General features: G+C 51.8%; 21 protein-coding genes. 9 read left to right on the forward strand and 12 right to left on the reverse strand.

The window, feature by feature from the left end; translation table 11 throughout:
- Positions 1-708: 708 nt before the first annotated feature.
- Positions 709-1,140, reverse strand: a complete 432-nt coding sequence (locus OH773_RS04575; RefSeq protein ID WP_183270389.1) for a carboxymuconolactone decarboxylase family protein — start codon at positions 1,138-1,140, stop codon at positions 709-711.
- A 132-nt stretch (positions 1,141-1,272) separates the two neighbouring features.
- Here OH773_RS04575 and pdxR point away from each other — a divergent pair, with 132 nt between their 5' ends.
- Positions 1,273-2,604, forward strand: a complete 1,332-nt coding sequence (pdxR, locus tag OH773_RS04580; RefSeq protein ID WP_270145674.1) for a MocR-like pyridoxine biosynthesis transcription factor PdxR — start codon at positions 1,273-1,275, stop codon at positions 2,602-2,604.
- A gap of 71 nt (positions 2,605-2,675) precedes the next feature.
- Here pdxR and OH773_RS04585 read toward each other — a convergent pair whose 3' ends face one another.
- Positions 2,676-3,002 (reverse strand): DUF883 family protein, encoded by a 327-nt coding sequence (locus tag OH773_RS04585; RefSeq protein WP_270143434.1) that lies wholly within the window; start codon positions 3,000-3,002, stop codon positions 2,676-2,678.
- Between the two features lie 160 nt (positions 3,003-3,162).
- Between OH773_RS04585 and OH773_RS04590 the strand changes: the two genes are divergently transcribed.
- A complete protein-coding gene (locus tag OH773_RS04590; protein ID WP_183270387.1) occupies positions 3,163-3,504 on the forward strand; it encodes a DUF2002 family protein in 342 nt (113 codons plus the stop codon).
- A gap of 54 nt (positions 3,505-3,558) precedes the next feature.
- On the opposite strand, the gene alaE is transcribed toward OH773_RS04590, so the two are convergent.
- Positions 3,559-4,014, reverse strand: coding sequence for an L-alanine exporter AlaE (gene alaE / locus OH773_RS04595; protein ID WP_270143437.1), 456 nt, complete (start codon positions 4,012-4,014; stop codon positions 3,559-3,561).
- Between the two features lie 335 nt (positions 4,015-4,349).
- Here alaE and OH773_RS04600 point away from each other — a divergent pair, with 335 nt between their 5' ends.
- The gene (locus OH773_RS04600) at positions 4,350-4,637 is read left to right on the forward strand and encodes a DUF2623 family protein (RefSeq protein ID WP_064513252.1); all 288 of its coding nucleotides are present in this window, start codon (positions 4,350-4,352) and stop codon (positions 4,635-4,637) included.
- A 54-nt stretch (positions 4,638-4,691) separates the two neighbouring features.
- Here OH773_RS04600 and OH773_RS04605 read toward each other — a convergent pair whose 3' ends face one another.
- The 4 genes from OH773_RS04605 to OH773_RS04620 form a co-directional block, all read right to left on the reverse strand.
- On the reverse strand, positions 4,692-4,871 hold the full coding sequence (locus OH773_RS04605) for a hypothetical protein (protein WP_183270385.1): 180 nt from the start codon (positions 4,869-4,871) through the stop codon (positions 4,692-4,694).
- 95 nt (positions 4,872-4,966) lie between these two features.
- A complete protein-coding gene (locus OH773_RS04610) occupies positions 4,967-5,491 on the reverse strand; it encodes a rhodanese family protein (protein ID WP_270143441.1) in 525 nt (174 codons plus the stop codon).
- A gap of 8 nt (positions 5,492-5,499) precedes the next feature.
- Positions 5,500-5,802 (reverse strand): ArsR/SmtB family transcription factor, encoded by a 303-nt coding sequence (locus OH773_RS04615; RefSeq protein ID WP_270143443.1) that lies wholly within the window; start codon positions 5,800-5,802, stop codon positions 5,500-5,502.
- A gap of 79 nt (positions 5,803-5,881) precedes the next feature.
- Positions 5,882-6,544, reverse strand: coding sequence for a GntR family transcriptional regulator (locus OH773_RS04620; protein ID WP_270145677.1), 663 nt, complete (start codon positions 6,542-6,544; stop codon positions 5,882-5,884).
- 358 nt (positions 6,545-6,902) lie between these two features.
- On the opposite strand from OH773_RS04620, the gene OH773_RS04625 reads away from it, so the two are divergent.
- The 5 genes from OH773_RS04625 to OH773_RS04645 are packed head-to-tail and all read left to right on the forward strand — an operon-like array spanning position 6,903 to position 13,076.
- Positions 6,903-8,144, forward strand: coding sequence for an NRAMP family divalent metal transporter (locus OH773_RS04625; protein ID WP_270143445.1), 1,242 nt, complete (start codon positions 6,903-6,905; stop codon positions 8,142-8,144).
- A 10-nt stretch (positions 8,145-8,154) separates the two neighbouring features.
- Complete coding sequence (locus OH773_RS04630; RefSeq protein WP_270143447.1) at positions 8,155-8,925, forward strand: LamB/YcsF family protein; 771 nt, start codon at positions 8,155-8,157, stop codon at positions 8,923-8,925.
- A 12-nt stretch (positions 8,926-8,937) separates the two neighbouring features.
- Positions 8,938-9,747 carry a putative hydro-lyase gene (locus OH773_RS04635; protein WP_270143449.1) on the forward strand — a complete coding sequence of 270 codons (810 nt, stop codon included), beginning with the start codon at positions 8,938-8,940 and terminating at the stop codon, positions 9,745-9,747.
- Position 9,748: 1 nt separating this feature from the next.
- Positions 9,749-11,356 carry a 5-oxoprolinase/urea amidolyase family protein gene (locus tag OH773_RS04640; protein ID WP_270143454.1) on the forward strand — a complete coding sequence of 536 codons (1,608 nt, stop codon included), beginning with the start codon at positions 9,749-9,751 and terminating at the stop codon, positions 11,354-11,356.
- On the forward strand, positions 11,337-13,076 hold the full coding sequence (locus tag OH773_RS04645; RefSeq protein ID WP_270143456.1) for an acetyl/propionyl/methylcrotonyl-CoA carboxylase subunit alpha: 1,740 nt from the start codon (positions 11,337-11,339) through the stop codon (positions 13,074-13,076). The genes OH773_RS04640 and OH773_RS04645 overlap by 20 nt, the downstream gene beginning before the upstream one ends.
- 62 nt (positions 13,077-13,138) lie before the next feature.
- Here the strand turns inward: OH773_RS04645 and OH773_RS04650 are convergent, their stop codons facing one another.
- Positions 13,139-13,993, reverse strand: coding sequence for a PA4780 family RIO1-like protein kinase (locus OH773_RS04650; protein ID WP_270143458.1), 855 nt, complete (start codon positions 13,991-13,993; stop codon positions 13,139-13,141).
- A gap of 676 nt (positions 13,994-14,669) precedes the next feature.
- On the opposite strand from OH773_RS04650, the gene OH773_RS04655 reads away from it, so the two are divergent.
- A complete protein-coding gene (locus OH773_RS04655; RefSeq protein ID WP_270143460.1) occupies positions 14,670-15,575 on the forward strand; it encodes a LysR substrate-binding domain-containing protein in 906 nt (301 codons plus the stop codon).
- Between the two features lie 36 nt (positions 15,576-15,611).
- On the opposite strand, the gene cobO is transcribed toward OH773_RS04655, so the two are convergent.
- From cobO to OH773_RS04675, 4 genes are all read right to left on the reverse strand, one after another.
- Positions 15,612-16,214: a cob(I)yrinic acid a,c-diamide adenosyltransferase gene (gene cobO / locus OH773_RS04660; protein ID WP_270143462.1), complete on the reverse strand. Its 603-nt coding sequence runs from the start codon at positions 16,212-16,214 to the stop codon at positions 15,612-15,614.
- Between the two features lie 9 nt (positions 16,215-16,223).
- On the reverse strand, positions 16,224-17,876 hold the full coding sequence (locus tag OH773_RS04665) for a class I fumarate hydratase (protein ID WP_270143464.1): 1,653 nt from the start codon (positions 17,874-17,876) through the stop codon (positions 16,224-16,226).
- A 64-nt stretch (positions 17,877-17,940) separates the two neighbouring features.
- Entirely contained in the window at positions 17,941-18,942 is a 1,002-nt protein-coding gene (gene glsA / locus OH773_RS04670) for a glutaminase A (RefSeq protein WP_270143466.1), read from the reverse strand.
- A gap of 58 nt (positions 18,943-19,000) precedes the next feature.
- A complete protein-coding gene (locus tag OH773_RS04675; RefSeq protein WP_270143468.1) occupies positions 19,001-20,299 on the reverse strand; it encodes a dicarboxylate/amino acid:cation symporter in 1,299 nt (432 codons plus the stop codon).
- Between the last annotated feature and the right edge of the window lie 124 nt (positions 20,300-20,423).

Here is a 20,423-nt window from a genome sequence, read left to right on the forward strand (position 1 = left end):
TACTAGATGTGGGAATGAAAATTATCAACCATACAAGATATGGTATTTTGAATAGAGGGGGGAGATCTATGAACTTCTCAGGTTTTCCGTTCACCCGCACGGCAGATTATCTCTTTAACCGTTGCTAACGGTGAACGTGCCAGGAGGATTACGCCATCCTCCTGGCGACCTCGGCGCCCGGTTTTAAATTGCCGCTTCGCGGTAAACCCCAGCTTATCCCCAACGTTCAGGGTCGTTCGCGATTCGCTCCCGGCGATCGCTCACTGGCGTGGTTCCCGACCACGCCACCCTGACTTATGGGGAACACTGGGGCAATTTATACCGGGAACAAGGTCAAAACCGCTTCGGCTTTTGACCTTAGGTTTTGACGTTGACTTTGATTCCGGCTTAAATCGCACCGTTTTTTGCCCTTCAGTCGGGGTTGAGCCGCCGGGAGCGGCGAAAGAGAGCGATCGTCGGGAACGAATCGCGAACGACCGCGAATGTTGGGTGAAAAACGGTGTTTACCGCGCAGCGGCGATTTATTTGCCGGGAGTCCGGGTTCTTAGGGTGGCGACGGTGGCCACCCTAAGTCGTTCACCGGTTCGGTGACCTCATATAACTGAGAACTTTGGGTGAACGGAACCTTCACCGTTTCTGGCATAAACATCCCATCCTGGTCTCAACGATGTGACTAAGAGACAGCCCTTAGGGATAAGGGAAAACAAACTACATCCGCATACTGATCGCCAGACGATTAAACGCATTCATCAGGCTGGCGGTAAACGTCAAATCGCTAATTTCCTGGGCGGTAAAGAATTGCAGCAACGGCTGGTACACCGCATCTTCGGCGCCACCTTCGGTAATGAGTGTGACGGCTTCAGCCCAGGCGAGTGCGGCGCGCTCTTTGTCGCTGAAGTGATGACTCACTTTCCAGCCTGCAAGTGCATCCAGTTTGGTCTGGTCAACGCCATCTTTGCGTAAGGCTTTTGAGTGCATTTCCAGGCAATAGGCGCAGCCGTTAATTTGCGAGACACGCAGGAAAACCAATTCAATCATGGTTGAACCCAGTGAGCTGGATTCCAGGCCTTTCAGCGCCTGAAGCATTGGCTTAAATACTGCTGGGGAAAGGTCAAAGTAGGGCTGGCGTAATTCGATCATGGTGTTGTTCCTCATGTTGGTGTGTGGACAATTTAGCACTATGATGGACTACTAAAGAGAGCCATAAATTAACTTAAAAAGCAGGCCATAATGGCAAAGTCGAATGAACTCGTGGTCAGTGCTCACCACGCTATCCCGCGTTATCAACAAATCGCCAGGCAACTCAAACAGGCAATCAGTGACGGTGAGCTGGTGGCTGGGAGCCGTTTGCCATCAAGCCGCACCATGGCGCTGGAACTCGGTGTAGCACGGGCGACAGTGGAAAACGCCTATGGAGAACTGGTAGCACAAGGCTGGCTGGAAAGGCGCGGCCAGGCTGGAACGTTTGTCAGTCCTTCCGTCACATCGGGGGCAAATAACGTGGCGAATGCATTGAGCCAACCACAAGGTGCGCCGCGTCCGTTTCAAATGGGGCTGCCCGCGCTGGATGCTTTTCCGCGAGGGTTGTGGGCGCGGGTGATGGGGCGGCGTCTGCGTCTGCAAACCCGCTATGACCTGGTCATGCCCGAAGCCAACGGCGAATCGACACTGCGCCAGGCCATTGCCGACTATTTACGTTTTTCACGCAGTATTGACTGCCAGCCAGAGCAGATATTTATCACCGCCGGTTTTCAGGCTGCGATGCGGCTGGTGGTGCATACGCTGGCAAAACCAGGGGATGGAATATGGCTGGAAGATCCCGGCTACCGCTATGTGCGCCCAGTTTTCGACGAAGCAGGAATGGCGTTGCATCCCGTTCCCGTCGATGGCGAAGGGATGCAAATTGAATACGGGATAGACCATTTCCCTGACGCTCGTTTTGCGCTACTTACACCCGCGCACCAAAGCCCGCTTGGCGTAGCGTTGTCGCTGACCCGCCGCCATCAACTACTCGACTGGGCGGCGGCCAACCAAAGCTGGGTGATTGAAGACGATTACGACAGTGAGTTTCGCTACCACGGGAAACCCTTACCCCCGATTAAAAGCCTCGATGGTCCGCAACGCGTGATCTACGCCGGAACATTCAGCAAATCACTGTTTCCGGCATTGCGCGTAGCCTGGTTGGTGGTGCCGCAACAGCAGGTCGAGGCATTCTCACAGCATACGCATTTCTTACCTTGCACCGCCCCGTTACTGATTCAGCAAACCATTGCCGATTTTCTTCGCGAGGGCCACTTTTGGCGACATCTGAAAAAAATGCGTTTGTGCTACAGCGAGCGACGCGTATGGCTGGAGCAGGCGCTGCGAGAGCAAGGGTTCGATGTCGTACCGCAAGCTGGAGGCATTCAACTGGTGATGCGTGTCCGTGGTGATGAGCGCGAATGGGTGGCTAAAGCGCGCGAAGCGGGGCTAGCGGTGCAGGCATTAAGTGACTGGCGTATGGTGTCAAAAGGGGAAGGTGGAATCTTGATGAGTTTTACTAATCTGACTTCGCCATCACTCGCGCGACAGGCCGCGAAGCAATTGCGTGATGCGATCAGCTAAGGACGGAAAATAAAAACCCCGGAAAGGTTTCCGGGGTTAGACGCATATTTATTATCACTACGCTTTTATGACTAACGTCGGGACGCTAGTAAAGCCCCGATGAAGATACCCATGGCGGCGCTAATACCTACGCTCTGCCAGGGTTTGTCGCGCACATAAGTATCAGCGCAACCGATCGCATCACAAGCGGCTTGTTTTACTCGTGTGCGACCCTGAAGGCGAGCACGCGTCTCTTTCAATAGAGATTCCGCTTTTTTGCGGGCGGCTTCCCCTTCTTCTTTAACATCGCTACCGAACGATTTGAGAACCTCTTCCAGGGTGTCAGCCAGTTGGTTCACGTCACGGTTAATATCATCAACGCCTTCGTCTACATCATTTCGATTTACGCGGTTAAACATTAGTTTCTCCCTTTTTGCGATGTACAACTAAGTGTAGACCATAATATTTAGTCATGAGGGCGTACACTCTCTTTCGTGGTCTTTATGGACTAATCTGAAAGCGTTGCTAATGCTGGATATTGTAAGGTTGCGCTGCAATAAAAGATGATGAGGAAAAAATATGTATTTACGACCCGATGAGGTGGCCCGCGTCCTTGAAAAAGCCGGTTTTACCATGGATGTTGTCACACCCAAAACGTACGGATATCGCCGTGGCGAAAATTACGTGTATGTCAATCGTGAAGCGCGCATGGGACGAACTGCGCTTATCATTCACCCGACGCTAAAAGAACGAAGCCAAACCCTGGCAGAACCAGCGACGGACGTTAAAACTTGCGATCATTACCAACAGTTTCCACTCTACCTGGCTGGCGAAATTCATCAGCACTATGGGATTCCGCACGGCTTTAGTTCACGCATTGCACTGGAACGTTATTTGTCTGGTTTGTTTGGCGAGCATTAATCGAAACCGGCGTTGTTGCACGTTATGGCGCAACGCTAACACCCTTGAGCGTGCTTAAACCCCAGCTTTCGCATTCCGGTAACCGCTGATACGGAACAGGCGGCGGCAATAATCCAGAAAATAGCCATACGCAGCGCCCATCAGCATCGACACAATAATATTCGAGCTAACCGCAGCCGCTATCTGGTTCCAGTCCGCACCGACCGACCACAAAATGGCGACGTATACCGGCGACTGGAAAGTCACGTAAGCCAGTACATCCGCAAGATTTTTAGCCCAGTTAGACTGGCTATAACGTTTAGTGAAACGCATGAACGCGTCGCGATAGAAACCGTAAGGCCAGGCAATCAATATGTTGACCGGAATAGCCACCAGACGTGAAGAGAGTGACTGTTCAAAGCTCATGCCAGAGAGGAAAATCTCTATCATCATGTTTACAACCGAGCAATACACCACCATTGCAAAAGTATCTGCAACTGCGTGGCGCAAGCGTGACTCAGGAGAAAACATTATTCCGACTCCGTATGAAAATTAGAGAGATGCACTACCCTAAAGTGCTAATGGCAGTGCTAACAAATGGTTTAATTTTGTTCGACTAGATTATATCGCTGCTTGAAATTCGACAATTAGTGATAAATTTTTATTTACTGACATTTTGTCAATAAAATCCGCTAAATGAGACAGAACAGACAGAGTTTCCTGATTTTGTCGTTTTGCTATTAATTTTCAGTTGTAAATCATATGGTTATATTTTCACCGCTGTCTGCTATTTTTTGGGCTATTCAGCATGTGAATTTTCGTTATATAATTAATTATATAACGAGTGGGCAAACGGGAGCATTCAAGTGGATAACCATTTTGGTAAGGGATTGATGGCAGGGCTAAAAGCCCGTGAAGCTGACAGTGTCACCAGGGTGACTCGCTTCTGTTCGGACTATAAACGTGGCTTTGTTCTGGGGTTTAGCCATCGCATTTCGGAGCAAACCGGTGACCGCCAACGTGCAGCGTGGGAAGCAGGCGTTTTGACGCGTCGCTACAACCTCGATAAAGAGTTGGTCGCCGATTTTTTCAAAGAGGTGAATGCTGACACCGCAGTGAAATGTTTTTTTGCCGGATATGAAAGAGGGTACTGATTGAACGTGTCAGTTTCAGGCGGGTGAAAGCTCGCCCGCCTGCACATAATGCCACTAGCACACGCCAAAATCGTCGTCTTCTTTATACAAAGTCACGTCTTCCGCTTTTAGCGTGACTTTTTCACCGCTCAAAATATTCCGCGGGGTACAGAAAAGTGTATCTCCCTGAACATCCAGCACTTCATATTTCGGGCCACCTTGCTTGGGTTGCACCAAATCGCCAGCTTTGAACATAATTAACCTCGTTTAATCGACACAACGTATACCGTTAACCATAGTCCAAAGCGGCTGGTTTTATATTTGAGAGTTGAGTTTAATGGGGTAGGCTCTTAGTGCTTATTCCACGGCATCATTGCGAGCAAGCGAGCCATGCCGCAAAAACCGCTGATACCTGCAAACAACAAACCTGCACCCACAAATCCCGACAGTAAAAAGAAGCCAGGGTGAAGAGCAAAACCGAGAATCACCCCTGCGAGAATCAATGTCCCTGCGGCTATCTGCACCTGGCGCATTAACGGCAAAGGCTGCGATTTATCCGCGAGTATTTCCTGGCCATCTTTCTTCCACGCCGTTAATCCGCCTTCAATCAGCAAGACTTTGGCTGGAGCCACCGCATCTGCCAGCTTCTGCGCATTTTGAGCGGTGCGCATGCCGGACTGGCAATAAAAAATGACCGTATCGAAGGGATCAAACGGGCCAAGTCTGTCGCCATTTTCGATGGCAGAAAGCGACAGTAAATGTGCCTCGGCAATATTCTCGCGCGCATATTCGTCGCGCTCGCGGATATCAATCAACGCAGCGCCTTTGGCGACCAGGGCTTTGGCTTCGGCAGGGGAAATAGTCTGAATAGTCATGCGGTTCCTCACGGACAATAAATGGCTTTAAGCGTGCCGATAATTTCCCGAATGGCATCACTTTTAATGAAGTAAAGAATGCGCTGCGCTTCGCGGGTACTGTCGAGCAGGCCTTCATTGCGCATGCGGGTAAGATGCTGAGAAGTGGCTGAAGGGCTCAGGCCCGTTGCCGCAGCCAGTTCGCCCGCACCGGTACCGGGGGAATCGAGCAACATGCAGAGGATCAGCAGCCGATTGGCGTTACTCATTGCTTTGAGTAACTTTGCGGCATCGGTCGCACTGGCCTGAAGTTTTAACAGTTCGGGATTCATAGGTTTAGTTTAGCATTCTCTTAATTAAGCAAATGCTAAACTAAAGGTTGAAAAAATGCACGTGATTGTTAGCTATTCATCAGGATGATTGTTGGTGCCTGGACCAGGCCGCCAGTACCGTACGCTCGGATAGCTCAAGATACTCCATCATGGTGTGAGCGGCTTTTTCATTTTGCTCATCAATCAGCAGAGCAAGGATGTGGGCATTTTTCTCAATATACGGGGCGTAGAGAATTTCGGGATCGTTGAGATGACCGAATACCAGCCGCAGTTCTGCGGAGATATTGCGGTACAGGCGCGTCAGGCGTTCGCTGTCAGCCAGCTCAACAATCGCGGTATGAAACTTCATATTCGCGGTGCCGACATTGCGCCAGTTGCAGAGCTTACGATATTCGCGCGCCTCTTCAACGGCTGCGGCCATTTTTGCTACCGCCGGATGTAACGGGTAGGCATGCGTCAGCGCATCACACTCAATCAGACGCCGAATGCGGTAAATATCTAAAATCGCTGCCATATCTGGCACTGCCACGTAAACCCCACGGTTCGGTTCATAACGCAGCAACCCTTCCTGGGTCAGCATGCGAAACACTTCACGTAGCGTATTGCGCGAAATATCCAGCTGTTCGCTGAGCGCCGTTTCAGACAAGCGCACGCCAGGGGCGAGCTCGCCTACGATAATTTTCTGGCGGATGGTTTCAGCGATTTTCTCGCCCAGCATTTGAGCGGACACATCTTTCTTCATGGGGTTCTGCGCGGTGGCCTCGTGAGCGGCAATCTTCACATATTAGCCTGGTAGCGGCAAGGCATTGAGATGGTGGGATTATTTCAATTTCATGCACTATAAATGCGCATGAATGCATTTTTATGCACCTTAGTGGTGCAAATCTTCATTTCCTGAAAGAAGGTGGTCGGCAAAAAGTGATCTGTGTTGGCTTTTTATCATCGAGTTTTCGATTCTGTTTGTCTAATTAATCAACACTCACTAGGTTATTGTTCAACAATAATTTAATGTTTGATTAACAATCACCAGTTTTATATCAACGATGGTCCGCTTATTGCTTAACAGACAACGTCATAATTCTAATAACGGAGTGAGTCAGATGGCTGCGCAAGAAATCGAAAATAAATCCTTTGTCCAGAAGCGACGTTCGTCGCTGCTTGCGGCGATTTTCCTGATGGCGACCTCGGCTATTGGACCGGGCTTCATCACCCAGACGGCCACCTTCACCGCCACCATGGGCGCGGCATTCGCCTTTGGTATTCTGGCCTCGATAATCATCGACTTTGTTGTGCAACAGAATATCTGGCGCGTGGTGACTGTGACGCGGATGCGCGCCTCTGATGTCGCTAACGAAGCGCTGCCCGGCAGTGGTTATCTGTTGGCGGTACTGGTGATTTTCGGTGGGCTGGTGTTTAACGTCGGCAACATTGCCGGTGCAGGCCTTGGCTTAAATGCCATGTTAGGGATTTCGCCGAAATGGGGCGGATTACTCAGCGCGATGCTGGCGATTTACATCTTCTCATCGCGCCGCGCCAGTACGGCTATCGACCGCCTGATTATTATCCTGGGTTTGGTGATGATCGGTCTGACGTTGTACGTGGCAATCGTTTCGTCCCCACCGGTGGGCGAAGCGCTGCGCCAGAGCGTGTTCCCGGACACCATGAACTTTGCCATGATCACCACCATCGTAGGGGGCACGGTCGGGGGTTATATCTCCTATGCCGGTGCGCATCGCCTGTTGGATAAAGGCATGACGGGTGTTGAGAACATCGATGCGGTTTCGTCGGCAGCCACCAAAGGCATATTAGTGGTGGGATTGATGCGTTACGTGCTGTTCCTGGCGGTGCTGGGTGTGGTGGCAAGCGGCGTGACGTTAGACATTTCCAGCCAGGTTGCGAACCCGGCCTCGCAGGCCTTCCAGCATGCAGTTGGCAGCTTTGGTGTGCGGATCTTTGGCTTTATTTTCTGGGCCGCAGCCCTTACCAGTGTTATTGGCGCAGCCTATACCTCGGTCAGCTTCATGACGGTATTTAATAAGAAGATGACGGAACGCCAGCGTAATATCGCGACCATCATCTTTATCGCCGTTTCACTGGTGGTTTACCTGTTGTTGGGAACGGCTCCGGCTGCCTTGTTGGTCTTTGCGGGTGGGTTCAACGGTCTGATCCTGCCAATCGGCCTGACCATTTTTGTCTACGTTGGCTGGAAACGTGCTGATTTGATGTCGGGTTATGTTTACCCACGTTGGCTGCTGTGGACGGGCGTTGTGACCTGCGCGCTGACCTGGTACATGGGCGCGATTTCCGTTGGCGCTATTTTTGACTTCCTGAAAGTTGTCTGAGGAAAAGCAGATGTTAAAAACGATTGATCTCAATAGTGATTTGGGAGAGAGCTTCGGACAATGGAGCATGGGCGACGACGCCGCAATCCTGAAACTGGTGAGCAGCGCCAACGTAGCGTGCGGTTTTCACGCAGGCTCCCCGGCAGGCATTCTTGAAACCCTGAAAGCTGCCAAAGCTCAGGGCGTCACGGTTGGGGCACACGTTGCCTATCCAGACCTGGTGGGATTTGGCCGTCGTAATATGGACATCGCAAGCGATGAGCTCACCGCCGATGTGATCTACCAGATTGGCGCGTTACAAGGGCTGGCACGTGCGGCGGGGACGGAAGTGCGCTACGTCAAACCGCACGGCGCGCTTTATAACACGATTGCTTATAACGAGCGCCAGGCGTTAGCGGTCATCGACGGGATTCTGGCTGTTGACCCGAACTTGCCGCTGGTGGGGCTGGCGGGTTCTCCTGTGCTGCAATGGGCGCAGCAAAAAGGGTTGAAAACGATTTCTGAAGCGTTCGCAGACCGGGCCTACCATGCCGACGGTACGCTGGTTTCCCGTCGGGAAGCGGGATCGGTTCTGCACGATGCGCAGCAGGTGGCAGAACGCATGCTGCAACTGATTACCGAAGGTGGCGTGTCATCAATCGAAGGAACATTTACCCCGATTCAGGCGGAGTCTATCTGCGTACATGGTGATAGCCCAGGTGCGATAGCTATGGCGAGCCAGATTCGCACTTTGCTGGAAGCGCAGGGCATCGCCATCCGTTCGTTTATTTCTCAGGCGTAAGGAGACGCGGTAATGAATGCACTCATGAAAGCCAGTCAGCAGGCAATTGCGGCTGCCCGCGAGGCGCGCCTTGCGATTCGGAATGGCTTTGATAAACCGACGGCTGGAATGGCCCCTGGCATGACCCAGGCGAATATGATTTGCCTGCCGCGAGACTGGGCGTTTGATTTCCTGCTGTATGCCCAGCGCAACCCGCAAAGCTGCCCGGTGCTGGATGTGATTGAAGCGGGTGGACATCAAACGATTCTGGCAGAAGGTGCCGATTTACGTACCGATATCCCGCGTTATCGCGTCTGGGAGCAGGGCAAACTGGTGGATGAAATCACCGATGCGCGTGCGGTCTGGGAACAACATCCTGATTTGGTGAGTTTTTTAATCGGTTGTAGCTTCACCTTTGAAACACCGCTGCGCGAAGCGGGCATCGACGTGCGTCATATTACTGACGGTTGTAACGTGCCGATGTACAAAACCAATCGCCTTTGCCGTCCGGCAGGCCGTTTGCAGGGGGAACTGGTTGTTTCAATGCGCCCAATCCCGGCAGATCGCGTGGCAGATGCGGTGATGATCAGTGGCCGTTTCCCGGCCGTGCATGGCGCGCCGGTACACATTGGCGAACCCCATTTACTGGGCATCAGCGATCTTTCACGTCCTGACTTTGGTGACCCGGTGCGTATTGAACCAGGTGAAATCCCGGTGTTCTGGGCCTGTGGTGTGACTCCGCAAGCGGCAGTGATGAAATCGGGCGTCCCTTTTGCTTTAAGTCACGCGCCTGGCCACATGTTTATTACCGATGTTCCTGATGCCGCCTGGCAGGGAGCGTGAAGTGAGATTTTTAGCCGTAAACTTAAGCAGTTTCCTGGTCGAACTGGCTTCGCTTGACGACACGCTGGCACTTTTCGATGCACTTAGCGCCACCCCAGAAAAGGGTATCGAAGAGATTATCCCTGCCGCCCGGACGTTGTTGATCCGTTATCAACCGCAACAAACCAGCATGGCGCAGCTCGCAGAAAAGATCGCCCGGCGCCCTTTGAATCAGCGCAGTGCGCGCAGTGGGCAGCAGGTAACGATCCCTGTGCACTACAACGGCGAAGATCTCCCCGCCGTCGCTGAATTAATGGGGATAACGCTTCAGGAAGTTGTCCGCCGTCATCAGGAATGTACCTGGAACGTGGCGTTTACTGGCTTTGCGCCCGGTTTTGCCTATCTGGTTTCAGACTCGGGCGGATGGAAAACACCGCGTCGCAGTACGCCGCGGACCCGCATTCCCGCAGGCTCAGTCGCTCTGGCCGGAGAATTCAGCGGTGTTTATCCGCAAGCAAGCCCTGGCGGTTGGCAGCTTATCGGCCAGACAGAACTGCAAATGTGGGATCTTGCTCGCAAGCAGCCAGCTTTGCTGTTGCCTGGCAGCCAGGTTCAGTTTGTTGATGCAAGCGTTGGCTCAAGAATCATCTCTTTGCCTGCTCATGCCGAGGCACAAACACCTCTGATAACGGAAAACGCGACGATGACCGTGCTGGCTACAGGTCTGCAAACCTTGTGGCAGGATGACGGGCGCGGCGGGAAAGCGGCGCTCGGTTTATCGGAATCAGGATCGATGGACAAAAATGCGCAGCACACCGCAAATCGCATTGTGGGTAACCCGTCGCACTTACCGTGCCTGGAGATAACGCAAGGCGGTTTTCGCGCCAGGGCAAACGGCGATGTAGTAGTGAGCATTACGGGGGCGTCCTGTCCGCTCACCCTGAAAACCGCGGAAGGCGTGCGGTATTGCGTAGAAAGCTATCGTCCGCTGAATTTAGCCGCAGGAGATGAAATCCACCTGGGGTCGCCTGCTCGCGGTTTACGCAGCTATCTTGCGGTGCGTAGCGGGTTTGTAGTGCAGCAAATTCTCGGAAGTAGTGCGCACGACAGCCTGGCGCAAGTCGGCCCGGACCCGATTTGCGTCGGAGACATTTTACAAACCGGCGCACATCCCCATTGCAACGCCGTTTTGCTCGATGAACTCCCGGAGCCAAATCTTCCTGCTGTCGGCGAAACCGTAACCCTGGACATTATTCTTGGCCCGCGCACTGACTGGTTCACCGCACAGGCGTTAGAACGTTTAACCGCGCAGGACTGGAATGTGACCCCACAGTCTAACCGTATCGGATTGCGGCTGGATGGGGCGCAAAAACTCGAGCGACACCTGCATCAGGAACTGCCGAGCGAGGGGACGTGCAGCGGATCTATCCAGGTTCCAGCCAGCGGCCAACCGGTACTGTTTTTACATGACCATCCTTTAACGGGCGGTTATCCGGTTATCGCCGCAGTGGCTGAATATCACCTTGATTTGGCTGGGCAAATTCCGCCTGGCGCTGCCATCCGGTTCAACATCATCCAACCGTTTACTGAAATAACAGGGAGTAATGCCCGTGACCACCGCGCCGCATAAAGTTCTGATCGCCAACCGTGGCGAGATTGCCGTTCGTATTATTCGTGCCTGCCGGGATTACGGTGCGCAGGCGGTGGCGGTGTACGCTGACCCCGATGCCAACGCGATGCACGTACAAATGGCCGATGAAGCCTGGGCGCTGCCTGGCACAAGCTCCGCAGACACCTATTTAAACATTGAGGCGCTGGTGGACATTGCCAGACGTAGCGGCGCAACGATGGTGCACCCTGGTTACGGCTTCCTCTCTGAACGTGCTGAGTTTGCGCGCGCGGTGCAGGCTGCGGGGCTTATCTGGATTGGCCCGCAGCCGGAGACTATTGAAAAGCTCGGCGACAAAGTGCAAGCGCGAAAAATTGCCATGGAAGTCGGCGCGCCTTTGGTAAAAGGCACGCCTGATCCGGTGAACAGTGGGGGAGAAGTGCTGGATTTTGCCGCCACTTATGGTTTGCCTGTGGCGATAAAAGCCGCCTTTGGCGGCGGCGGGCGCGGCCTGAAAGTAGCCTGGAAACTTGAGGAAGTGGAGGAGCTTTATCACTCCGCGACTCGCGAAGCGCTGACCGCATTTGGCCGAGCGGAATGTTATGTCGAACAGTATCTTGACCGCCCACGCCATATAGAAGCGCAGGTGATAGCCGACAAACACGGTAATGTGGTGGTGCTCGGTACGCGTGACTGCTCTTTGCAACGTCGCAACCAGAAACTGGTGGAAGAAGCGCCCGCACCATTTATTACGGAAACCCTGCGCGAGCAAATCCACCAGGCTGCCCACGATATTTGTGCCCATGCGGGTTACATTGGCGCAGGCACCGTGGAGTTTTTGCTGAGCCGCGACGGCACGTTGTCGTTCCTCGAAGTGAATACCCGCCTCCAGGTAGAACATCCGGTCACCGAAGAGACCACCGGGCTGGATATTGTGGTGGAACAGTTGCGGATTGCGGAAGGTTTTCCGCTGAGTGTTCAGGCAACGCCTGTACCTCGTGGCCACTCGTTTGAGTTCCGCATTAACGCCGAAGATGCGGGAAAAGGCTATTTACCCACACCCGGCAAAATCACGGTATTCCGTGCTCCCAGCGGGCCGGGGATTCGCCTGGACAGTGGCGTTGACGAAACATCTAGCGTACCAGGCTGTTATGACTCACTGATGGCGAAACTTATCGTCACCGGTAATACGCGCGAACAGGCCATTGCTCGCGCACGTCGTGCCCTGCGTGAGTTTGAAATCGACGGCGTTGCCTCTGTATTGCCGTTCCATCGTGCCGTGATGAACGATGCCGATTTTACCGACGGTTTCGCTGTTCATACCCGCTGGATTGAAACTGACTTTGCCGGGCGCATTGAATTTGCCCCGCGCCAGGTACCAAAACCTGATGAAGTGTTAACCCGTACCTGGATTGAGCTTGATGGCCGCCGGGTTCAGCTCGGCCTGCCCGCGAACATGTTTAGCGGCGCGGTTATCTCAGAACCTGGCAATGTGTTGACGCCTGCGGCTGAACTGGTCAATGAAGACGCCATTGAAGCGCCCATTTCTGGCGTGCTTCACAGTTGGTTGGCGGAAGAGGGCAAAGCGGTGCAGCAAGGTGAAGTGATTGCCGTCATGGAAGCCATGAAAATGGAAGTCCAGGTGGTGGCACATCGCAGCGGCACGTTGAAACAACAGTCTGCGACCGGTAATACGATGGATGCCGGGAGCGTGCTTGGGGTGATTAGCCAGGTTAGCTGACGGTTTCAGGCACAAAAAAGCCCGCGTAACTTTTGTTATGCGGGCTTTCTTTTTCATGACTCTTATTCTTGTTCGCGCTCTCTGAGCGCCCGCTGACGCTCATAAAACTCATCTTCCGCGGTAATGATTTCATCCATCAGTGAATCCATATCCACGTCATGAATCTCTTCGACGAACAGACCGGTTAGCGGTGTTTCTGGGGTTAATTTTCCATCTTCATATAATGCCCAGATTTCTTTCGCGTAACGTGTGCCCAGCAACTGCGGAGCAAACTGGCCGTAGTAAGCGATGATGTTATTCACGTCACGTCTGAACATGGATTCCGCATGGTTGTTGGCGGCGGCGTCTACCGCTTGCGGCAAGTCGATAATGACCGGCCCTTGGGCATCAAGCAGTACGTTAAACTCCGATAAATCACCGTGCACAATACCTGCGCACAACATGCGCACGATATTGCGGATCATGGTGTGGAAATCAGCAACCGCCGTTTCTTCAGTCAAGGTCACATCGCTAAGACGTGGCGCAACCGCACCTTCAGCATCGGTGACCAGTTCCATCAATAACACGCCGTCAATGCACATATAAGGCTGCGGGACGCGAACTCCTGCGTTAGCAAGACGGAACAACGCATCGACTTCCGCCGTTTGCCACGACTCTTCTTGCTGCTTGCGTCCGAATTTTGAGCCTTTTTGCATGGCTCGGGAGCTACGGCTGTTACGGACTTTACGTCCTTCCTGGTATTGCACGGCTTGCTTAAAGCTACGTTGCGTCGCTTCTTTGTACACTTTGGCGCATTGGATCTTGCCACCGCATAAAACGGTGTAAACGTCGGCTTCTTTGCCGCTCTTCAGTCGCTGGAGCACATCGTCAACCAGGCCGTCATCGACCAGCGGTTGGATTCTGTTTGGGATTTTCATGCGGCTCTTTATACCTTATTTCTGCCGTTTTTCGTACCAAAAACGCGGATAGCGATACGCCCTTTGCCAAAGTGGGGATGAGGCTCACGCGAGTACCGCATATCTAATATATTCGATACTGCCGAGTTGTTATCATGTTTGGATTATTTCTTTCCACGGCAGCTACCCTGCACTTTTAAATTTGAGTTAAGTAACCCATTTAGTTTAATAAGTCATCAGAATAATCTGCTAACAAAATTGAACGATAATCAGCCATAAAGCAGGGAGGGCGATATACAATATTCCACATCTTACATATTTGAAATGTATATTCTCATAGAACGTGCCGCTCAATAATTCTCATTTCCACCCTGTAGAAAAATATTTTATTAAAAATGAGATCTAGGCCTTGTAATATACAAGAGAGTTTTCTTGCTTTTTCCTCTGAATGTAAATCTACAAAGCAACACTGGACTGTATCTTTTATTTTCGTTCAAAAATAAAAGAAAGAACACGGCATCAGAGATACTGGACTGTTAAAATATCAAGTCGCTCTTCCGTCCAGACAATAGAACGGCATGCAAGGCATAGCATTAACATTGATAAGATAAAAAGAATATAAGGCTGGACTGAAGTTTGTAACCTTACGCTATTTGATACTGTAAACTTTTTTTGTTCACTGCAAATGGAAGGCACTATGAGAGGAAAAATACCGAAGACCGAATTGCTGGTGACGTTTGAAGTGGTGGCGCGTCACGAAAGCTATACTCGAGCAGCAGAAGAGTTGGCTTTAACACAGAGTGCTGTGTTCAGACAAGTCAACGCGTTGGAGGATTTTCTGCATACTGAATTATTTGACCATGCAAAAAAACGTATTTATTTAAATGCTGCGGGTAAGCACTATCTGAGCATTGTTAAAGAAACGCTAAATAAACTTGAGCGTGATACCCATTCGATAATGGCCTGGCAGCCTGCTGTACGCGCCATTGAGTTAGCCGTAAACCCCACATTAAGTACGCATTGGCTGATTCCCAATTTACGCGAGTTCAATGAATTAAATCCCGATATTACCGTCAATATCCATTCCCTGGCCAATATCGGTGATTTTCTAAACAATGATTATGACGCCGCTATTATGCGAGAGGATTTTTGTACGCCATGGTCGGGGATGGAATATTTATTTGAAGAGGAAATTCTGCCGGTCTGTAGTCGAAGCCTGCTATCCCAACCGGGGCAAAAATTATCCGTGGATGAATTGCTCCATGAATTTCCTTTGTTGCACCAAAGTACGCGTACTACCGGTTGGCAAGAATGGTTTGCGCTCTCAGATGTGAGCAGCCCACTGGTCAATAAAGGCCCACGCTTTGACTTACTCTCTATGCTAATTGCTGCGGTACGTTCTAATCTGGGAACCGCATTATTACCTCGTTTTGCCATTCAGCGCGATTTGGACAGTGGTGCGATGGTTATTCCTTGTGACGTTCCTATTCGCACCGGGAACCGCTTTATTTTTACCTGGCAGGCAGAAAAAGCCGTTCCATTGCATTTACAGACTCTTCGCACCTGGTTAATGGAAAAATCGCTGATCTCCCAGCTCACCTGATTGCGATGTCGCCTGGCGTTAACCAGGCGACGTATCTTACCAGTCAATACCAGATTGAGCCTGAATCCCGCTATCAAACGCATGTTTTACCGGCCGGATTTCACTGACGGTGTCTGCAATATCAAGCAACTGACTATGACAACCGCGCCCAGTCACCACCACACTTTGATGAGAGGGACGATTCACTATTGATGCAATCACCTCCTGAATATCCAGATAGTGATATGCCAGCATATAAGTGAGCTCGTCGAGAACCACCAGGTCGTAGCGCGCATCCGCGAGCATGCGCTTACTTTCCTGCCAGACCGCATGAGCGGCCTGTATATCCTCTTCTCTGTTTTGCGTCTCCCAGGTAAAACCGGTGCCCATAATGTGGAATTCAACATTGTGCTGGTGCAGCGTGTTGTATTCGCCATTATCCCATTGGCCTTTAATGAATTGCGCGACCCCGACGGTTTTGCCATGGCCGATAGCGCGAGTCACGGTCCCAAAGGCTGCGGTCGATTTACCTTTACCGTTCCCGGTAAAGACGATCACGATACCTTTCCTTTCGGTTGCCGCTGCCACGCGACTGTCGACCCGCTCTTTTATCTTTTGCTGCCGCTGACGATGACGCTCAGTATTAGTACGCGTTTCCATAAACGCTCCTTAATGCTTCGCAGGGCAAGATGCGCAGCTTTGCTTATTCTCAAACTGTTGGAAGAAGTTATTGCCTTTATCGTCGACCAGAACAAAAGCCGGCAAGTTTTTCACTTCCATCATCCATACCGCTTCCATGCCCAGTTCAGGGTACTCAAGGCAGCGCAAGCTTTTCACATACTGCTGTGCCAGTAATGCCGCGGCACCGCCGATACTCCCAAGATTAAAACCACCATGTTTATGGCAGGCATCGGTCACTTGCTGACTCCGGTTTCCTTTTGAGAGCATGATTAAGCTGCCACCTGCTGCCTGGAACTGGTCAACATAACCGTCCATGCGTCCGCCAGTGGTTGGCCCGAGTGAACCGCACGCCAGGTTGTCAGGGGTTTTGGCCGGGCCTGCGTAATAGACGATATGGTTTTTCATGTAGTCAGGCATCGGCTCACCCTTATCCAGCCGGGCTTTGATCTCTGCATGGGCAATGTCGCGGGCAACAACAATAGGGCCGTTTAGCGACACGCGTGTGCCAATAGACAGTGCTGACAGGTCGTCGAGAATAGCCTTCAATGGGCGATTAAGGTCGAGTTGTACGGTTCTGGCGCTATTCTCTGTACGTTGAGAATCCGGGATATATTTACCGGGATTGTGTTCGAGTTTTTCCAACCAAATACCCTGCTTATTAATCTTGCCTTTAATGTTGCGGTCAGCAGAGCAGGAGAGGGCCATCGCTATCGGGCAGGAGCCGCCATGGCGTGGCAGACGGATCACGCGGATATCATGGGCGAAGTATTTGCCGCCAAACTGTGCGCCAATACCAAATTCACGGCTGGCATTCAGTAACGCGGTTTCCAGTGCTGTATCGCGGAATGCCTGGCCCAGTTCGTTCCCCTCGGTTGGCAGGTTGTCATAATATTTGGTCGACGCCAGTTTCGCGACTTTCAGTGTCTGATCGGCTGACAGTCCACCCACCACAAACGCGATATGGTAAGGAGGGCAGGCAGCCGTCCCCAGCGACTTCATTTTTTCAATCAGGTAAGCGGTCAGCTTTTCAGGCTGGAGAAGCGATTTGGTTTCCTGGAACAAGGCCGCTTTGTTGGCGGAGCCGCCCCCTTTGTTGACGAACAGGAAGCGATATTCGTTACCCGGCGTCGCACTGATATCAATTTGTGCCGGCAGGTTGGTCTGCGTGTTCACCTCGGTGTACATGTCCAACGGCGCATTCTGCGAGTAGCGCAGATTATTTTCCTGGAAGGTGGTGTAGATGCCTTTACTCAAGGCCTCGGCATCATCGCCTCCCGTCCAGATGTGCTGACCTTTAGACGCCACAATGGTTGCCGTCCCGGTATCCTGGCAATTGGGCAGCACGCCTTTTGCCGACACTTCCGCGTTGCGTAACAGTTGTAGCGCAACGTATTTGTCATTATCACTGGCCTGTGTGTCGTGCAGAATGCTGGCAACTTGTTTGAGATGCGTAGCACGCAGGAAAAACGACGCTTCATAAAATGCATGCTGAGCCAACAGCGTTAAGGCCTCAGGGGCAACTTTGATGACCTCTTCACCGTCCAGTTCTGTCACTGTAATGTGTTGGTCGCTGAGCAATGCGTATTCCGTACTATCTTTGCTTTGAAAAAACGGATCCTGCCAGGCAAATGGTTTAGACATGTCGACTTCTCACTTATCATTCATCAATGAAAGGGCATCTGTCTTGATGCCCTTTTCCTGGGACTTACTTCGCTAAAAAGAGATTAGACCGTGTCGCTTGCGCAACATATTCAATGGTTTGCTGGGCGCGAACGCTGTTACCTGCGGAATCCAGCGGCGGAGAGTACACGGCGATGGCATATTCCCCTGGAACCACGGCGACCATGCCGCCACCCACACCGCTTTTCGCCGGAATACCGACGGTGTAAAGCCATTTGCCGCTGCCGTCATACAGCCCGGCAATGGCCATTTCCGCCAGCACTTGCGGAACGTATTTTTCGTTTAACAGCTGCTTTCCGTTGTACGGCGATTTGCCTTTATTGGCGAGGACGGCCCCCATTTTGGCGAGCTGTTCGACGGTGACATCGACGGAACACTGGCGGGTATAAATTTCAACGGCTTCGCGCGTATCGCCATAGAAACTGTTATAGGAGTCCATTAATTGCGCCAGCGCCTGGTTGTGCTGGTTGGTCTCCATTTCTGATTTGAATACCGGTTCGTTGACGGTCAACGAAGCATCCGCCCACGCGTTCAGGTTGTTGAGAATTTTGTTCCAGCGGTCGGTTTTATCTTTCGCTTCAATCAGGCTCACGGTGCTCATCGCGCCCGCATTCACCAGCGGGTTCTCCGGAGCGCCTTTTGTCAGCTCCACGGCTAAACCTGAGTTGAACGGCAGCCCGGTGGCATTGGCGCCGAGTTTATCCAGAACCTCTTGTGGCCCGTGTTGCTCCATGGCGAGCGCCATGGTAAATACCTTGCTCAGGGACTCCATAGGGAAGGTTTTTTTGACATCACCGACCTGGTAAATTTTGCCGTCCACCGTGGCGATGGTGATGGCAAAATTTTGCGGACTGTAGGTGGCCAGTGCTGGGATATAGTCAGCGACTTTTCCGTCGTTATTGTTTTTATATTTTTGATGCGCCTGCGTGATGAGTGCGGTGTAGTCTGGCGCGGATTGTGCAAGTGTTGTGGCGCTGAATAAGAAACTGATCGATAACACACTTGCTGCTAAGAGTTTTATTTTCACGTTGTAGCCCTGTGTTGTTGTGGTAAAAAAGGCCGACAAATGTCGGCCTCAAATATCATTAAACGGTCGCTTCAGATACCGCCGGGCGTTCGATGCCTGGGGTTTTGGTCGGAGCGGCACCACGGCAACCTTCACCGAAGTGTTCACCTTCCCAACGGCCAACAATGGCTGCACCCATCGCGTTACTCATCACGTTGGTTGCTGAACGGCCCATGTCGAGGAACGGATCGACACCCATCAACAGAATCAATCCTGCTTCTGGAATATTGAACTGGTTGAGCGTGGCGGCGATAACCACCATTGATGCACGTGGTACACCGGCCATGCCTTTAGAGGTCAACATCAGGATCAACAGCATGGTGATCTGCTCGCCCATGCTCAGTTCAATGTTGCAAGCCTGCGCAATGAATACAGTGGCGAAAGAGCAGTAAGCCATTGAGCCGACGAGGTTAAACGAGTAGCCGATCGGCAGTACGAAACTGGCAATCTTCGAGGAAACGCCAAACTTTTCCAGTTTGTTGAGCGTGCCAGGGAAAGCCGCTTCGGAGCTGGAGGTGGTGAAAGCCAGAAGGGCAGGTTCGAGGATCATTTTGGTCAGACGACCAATACACGGCCCGATGAGCATGGTGGAAAGGCCAATCAGAATGGCCCAGAGCATCCCCAGAGTCAGATAGAACTCACCCATGAAGATCCCGGCACTCACCATCACACCCAAACCACGTTCGGCGATAAGACCAGAGATAGCAGCGAAAACGGTCAGTGGCGCAAACAGCATCACATAGCCCGTCAGCTTCAGCATCACGTGTACCAGAGAATCGAGCACTTTCACGATAGGATCGGCTTTTTCCCCAATTGCCGCCAGGCTGCAACCGAGGAAAATAGAGAACACCACAATTTGCAGAATTTCATTGCGCGCCATCGCATCGACAATACTGGTAGGCACGGCGTGTGAAATAAAGACTTTCAGCGTGAACGGTTCAGATTTAACGGCTGACAACGCGCCGACATCGTGAGGCACAAAGTTAATGCCCGCACCCGGTTGGAAGATATTAACAATCACCAGACCCAGAGCAATGGACAGCAGAGAGGCGCAAATAAAGAGGAAGAACGTTTTCGAGAATATACGACCCAGAGTTTTAGCATCGCCCATTTTGGCAATACCAACAACCAGAGTGGATATAACCAATGGCGCGATAATCATTTTCACCATGCGTAAGAATATGGTGGTGAAAATAGAAATATCTCCTGCATACGATTTTGCTGTATCTGCCGATGCCATATTATTAATGACCACACCTGTAATCATGCCTAATATCAGGCCTAGTATGATCATTTTTGTTAAACTAATTTTCTTCATGTTTACTCCATCGGATAATGGTTGGGTATTAAGGTGTAGGGCGGCGTGCACCCCGCTTCACTCAAGGCACACACCTGTTTATGACCAACCGCATGAATAATTTGGTGTGCTGGGATACAGCAAT

The organism is Buttiauxella sp. WJP83 (assembly GCF_027594725.1).
Taxonomy (GTDB): Bacteria; Pseudomonadota; Gammaproteobacteria; order Enterobacterales; family Enterobacteriaceae; genus Buttiauxella; species Buttiauxella selenatireducens.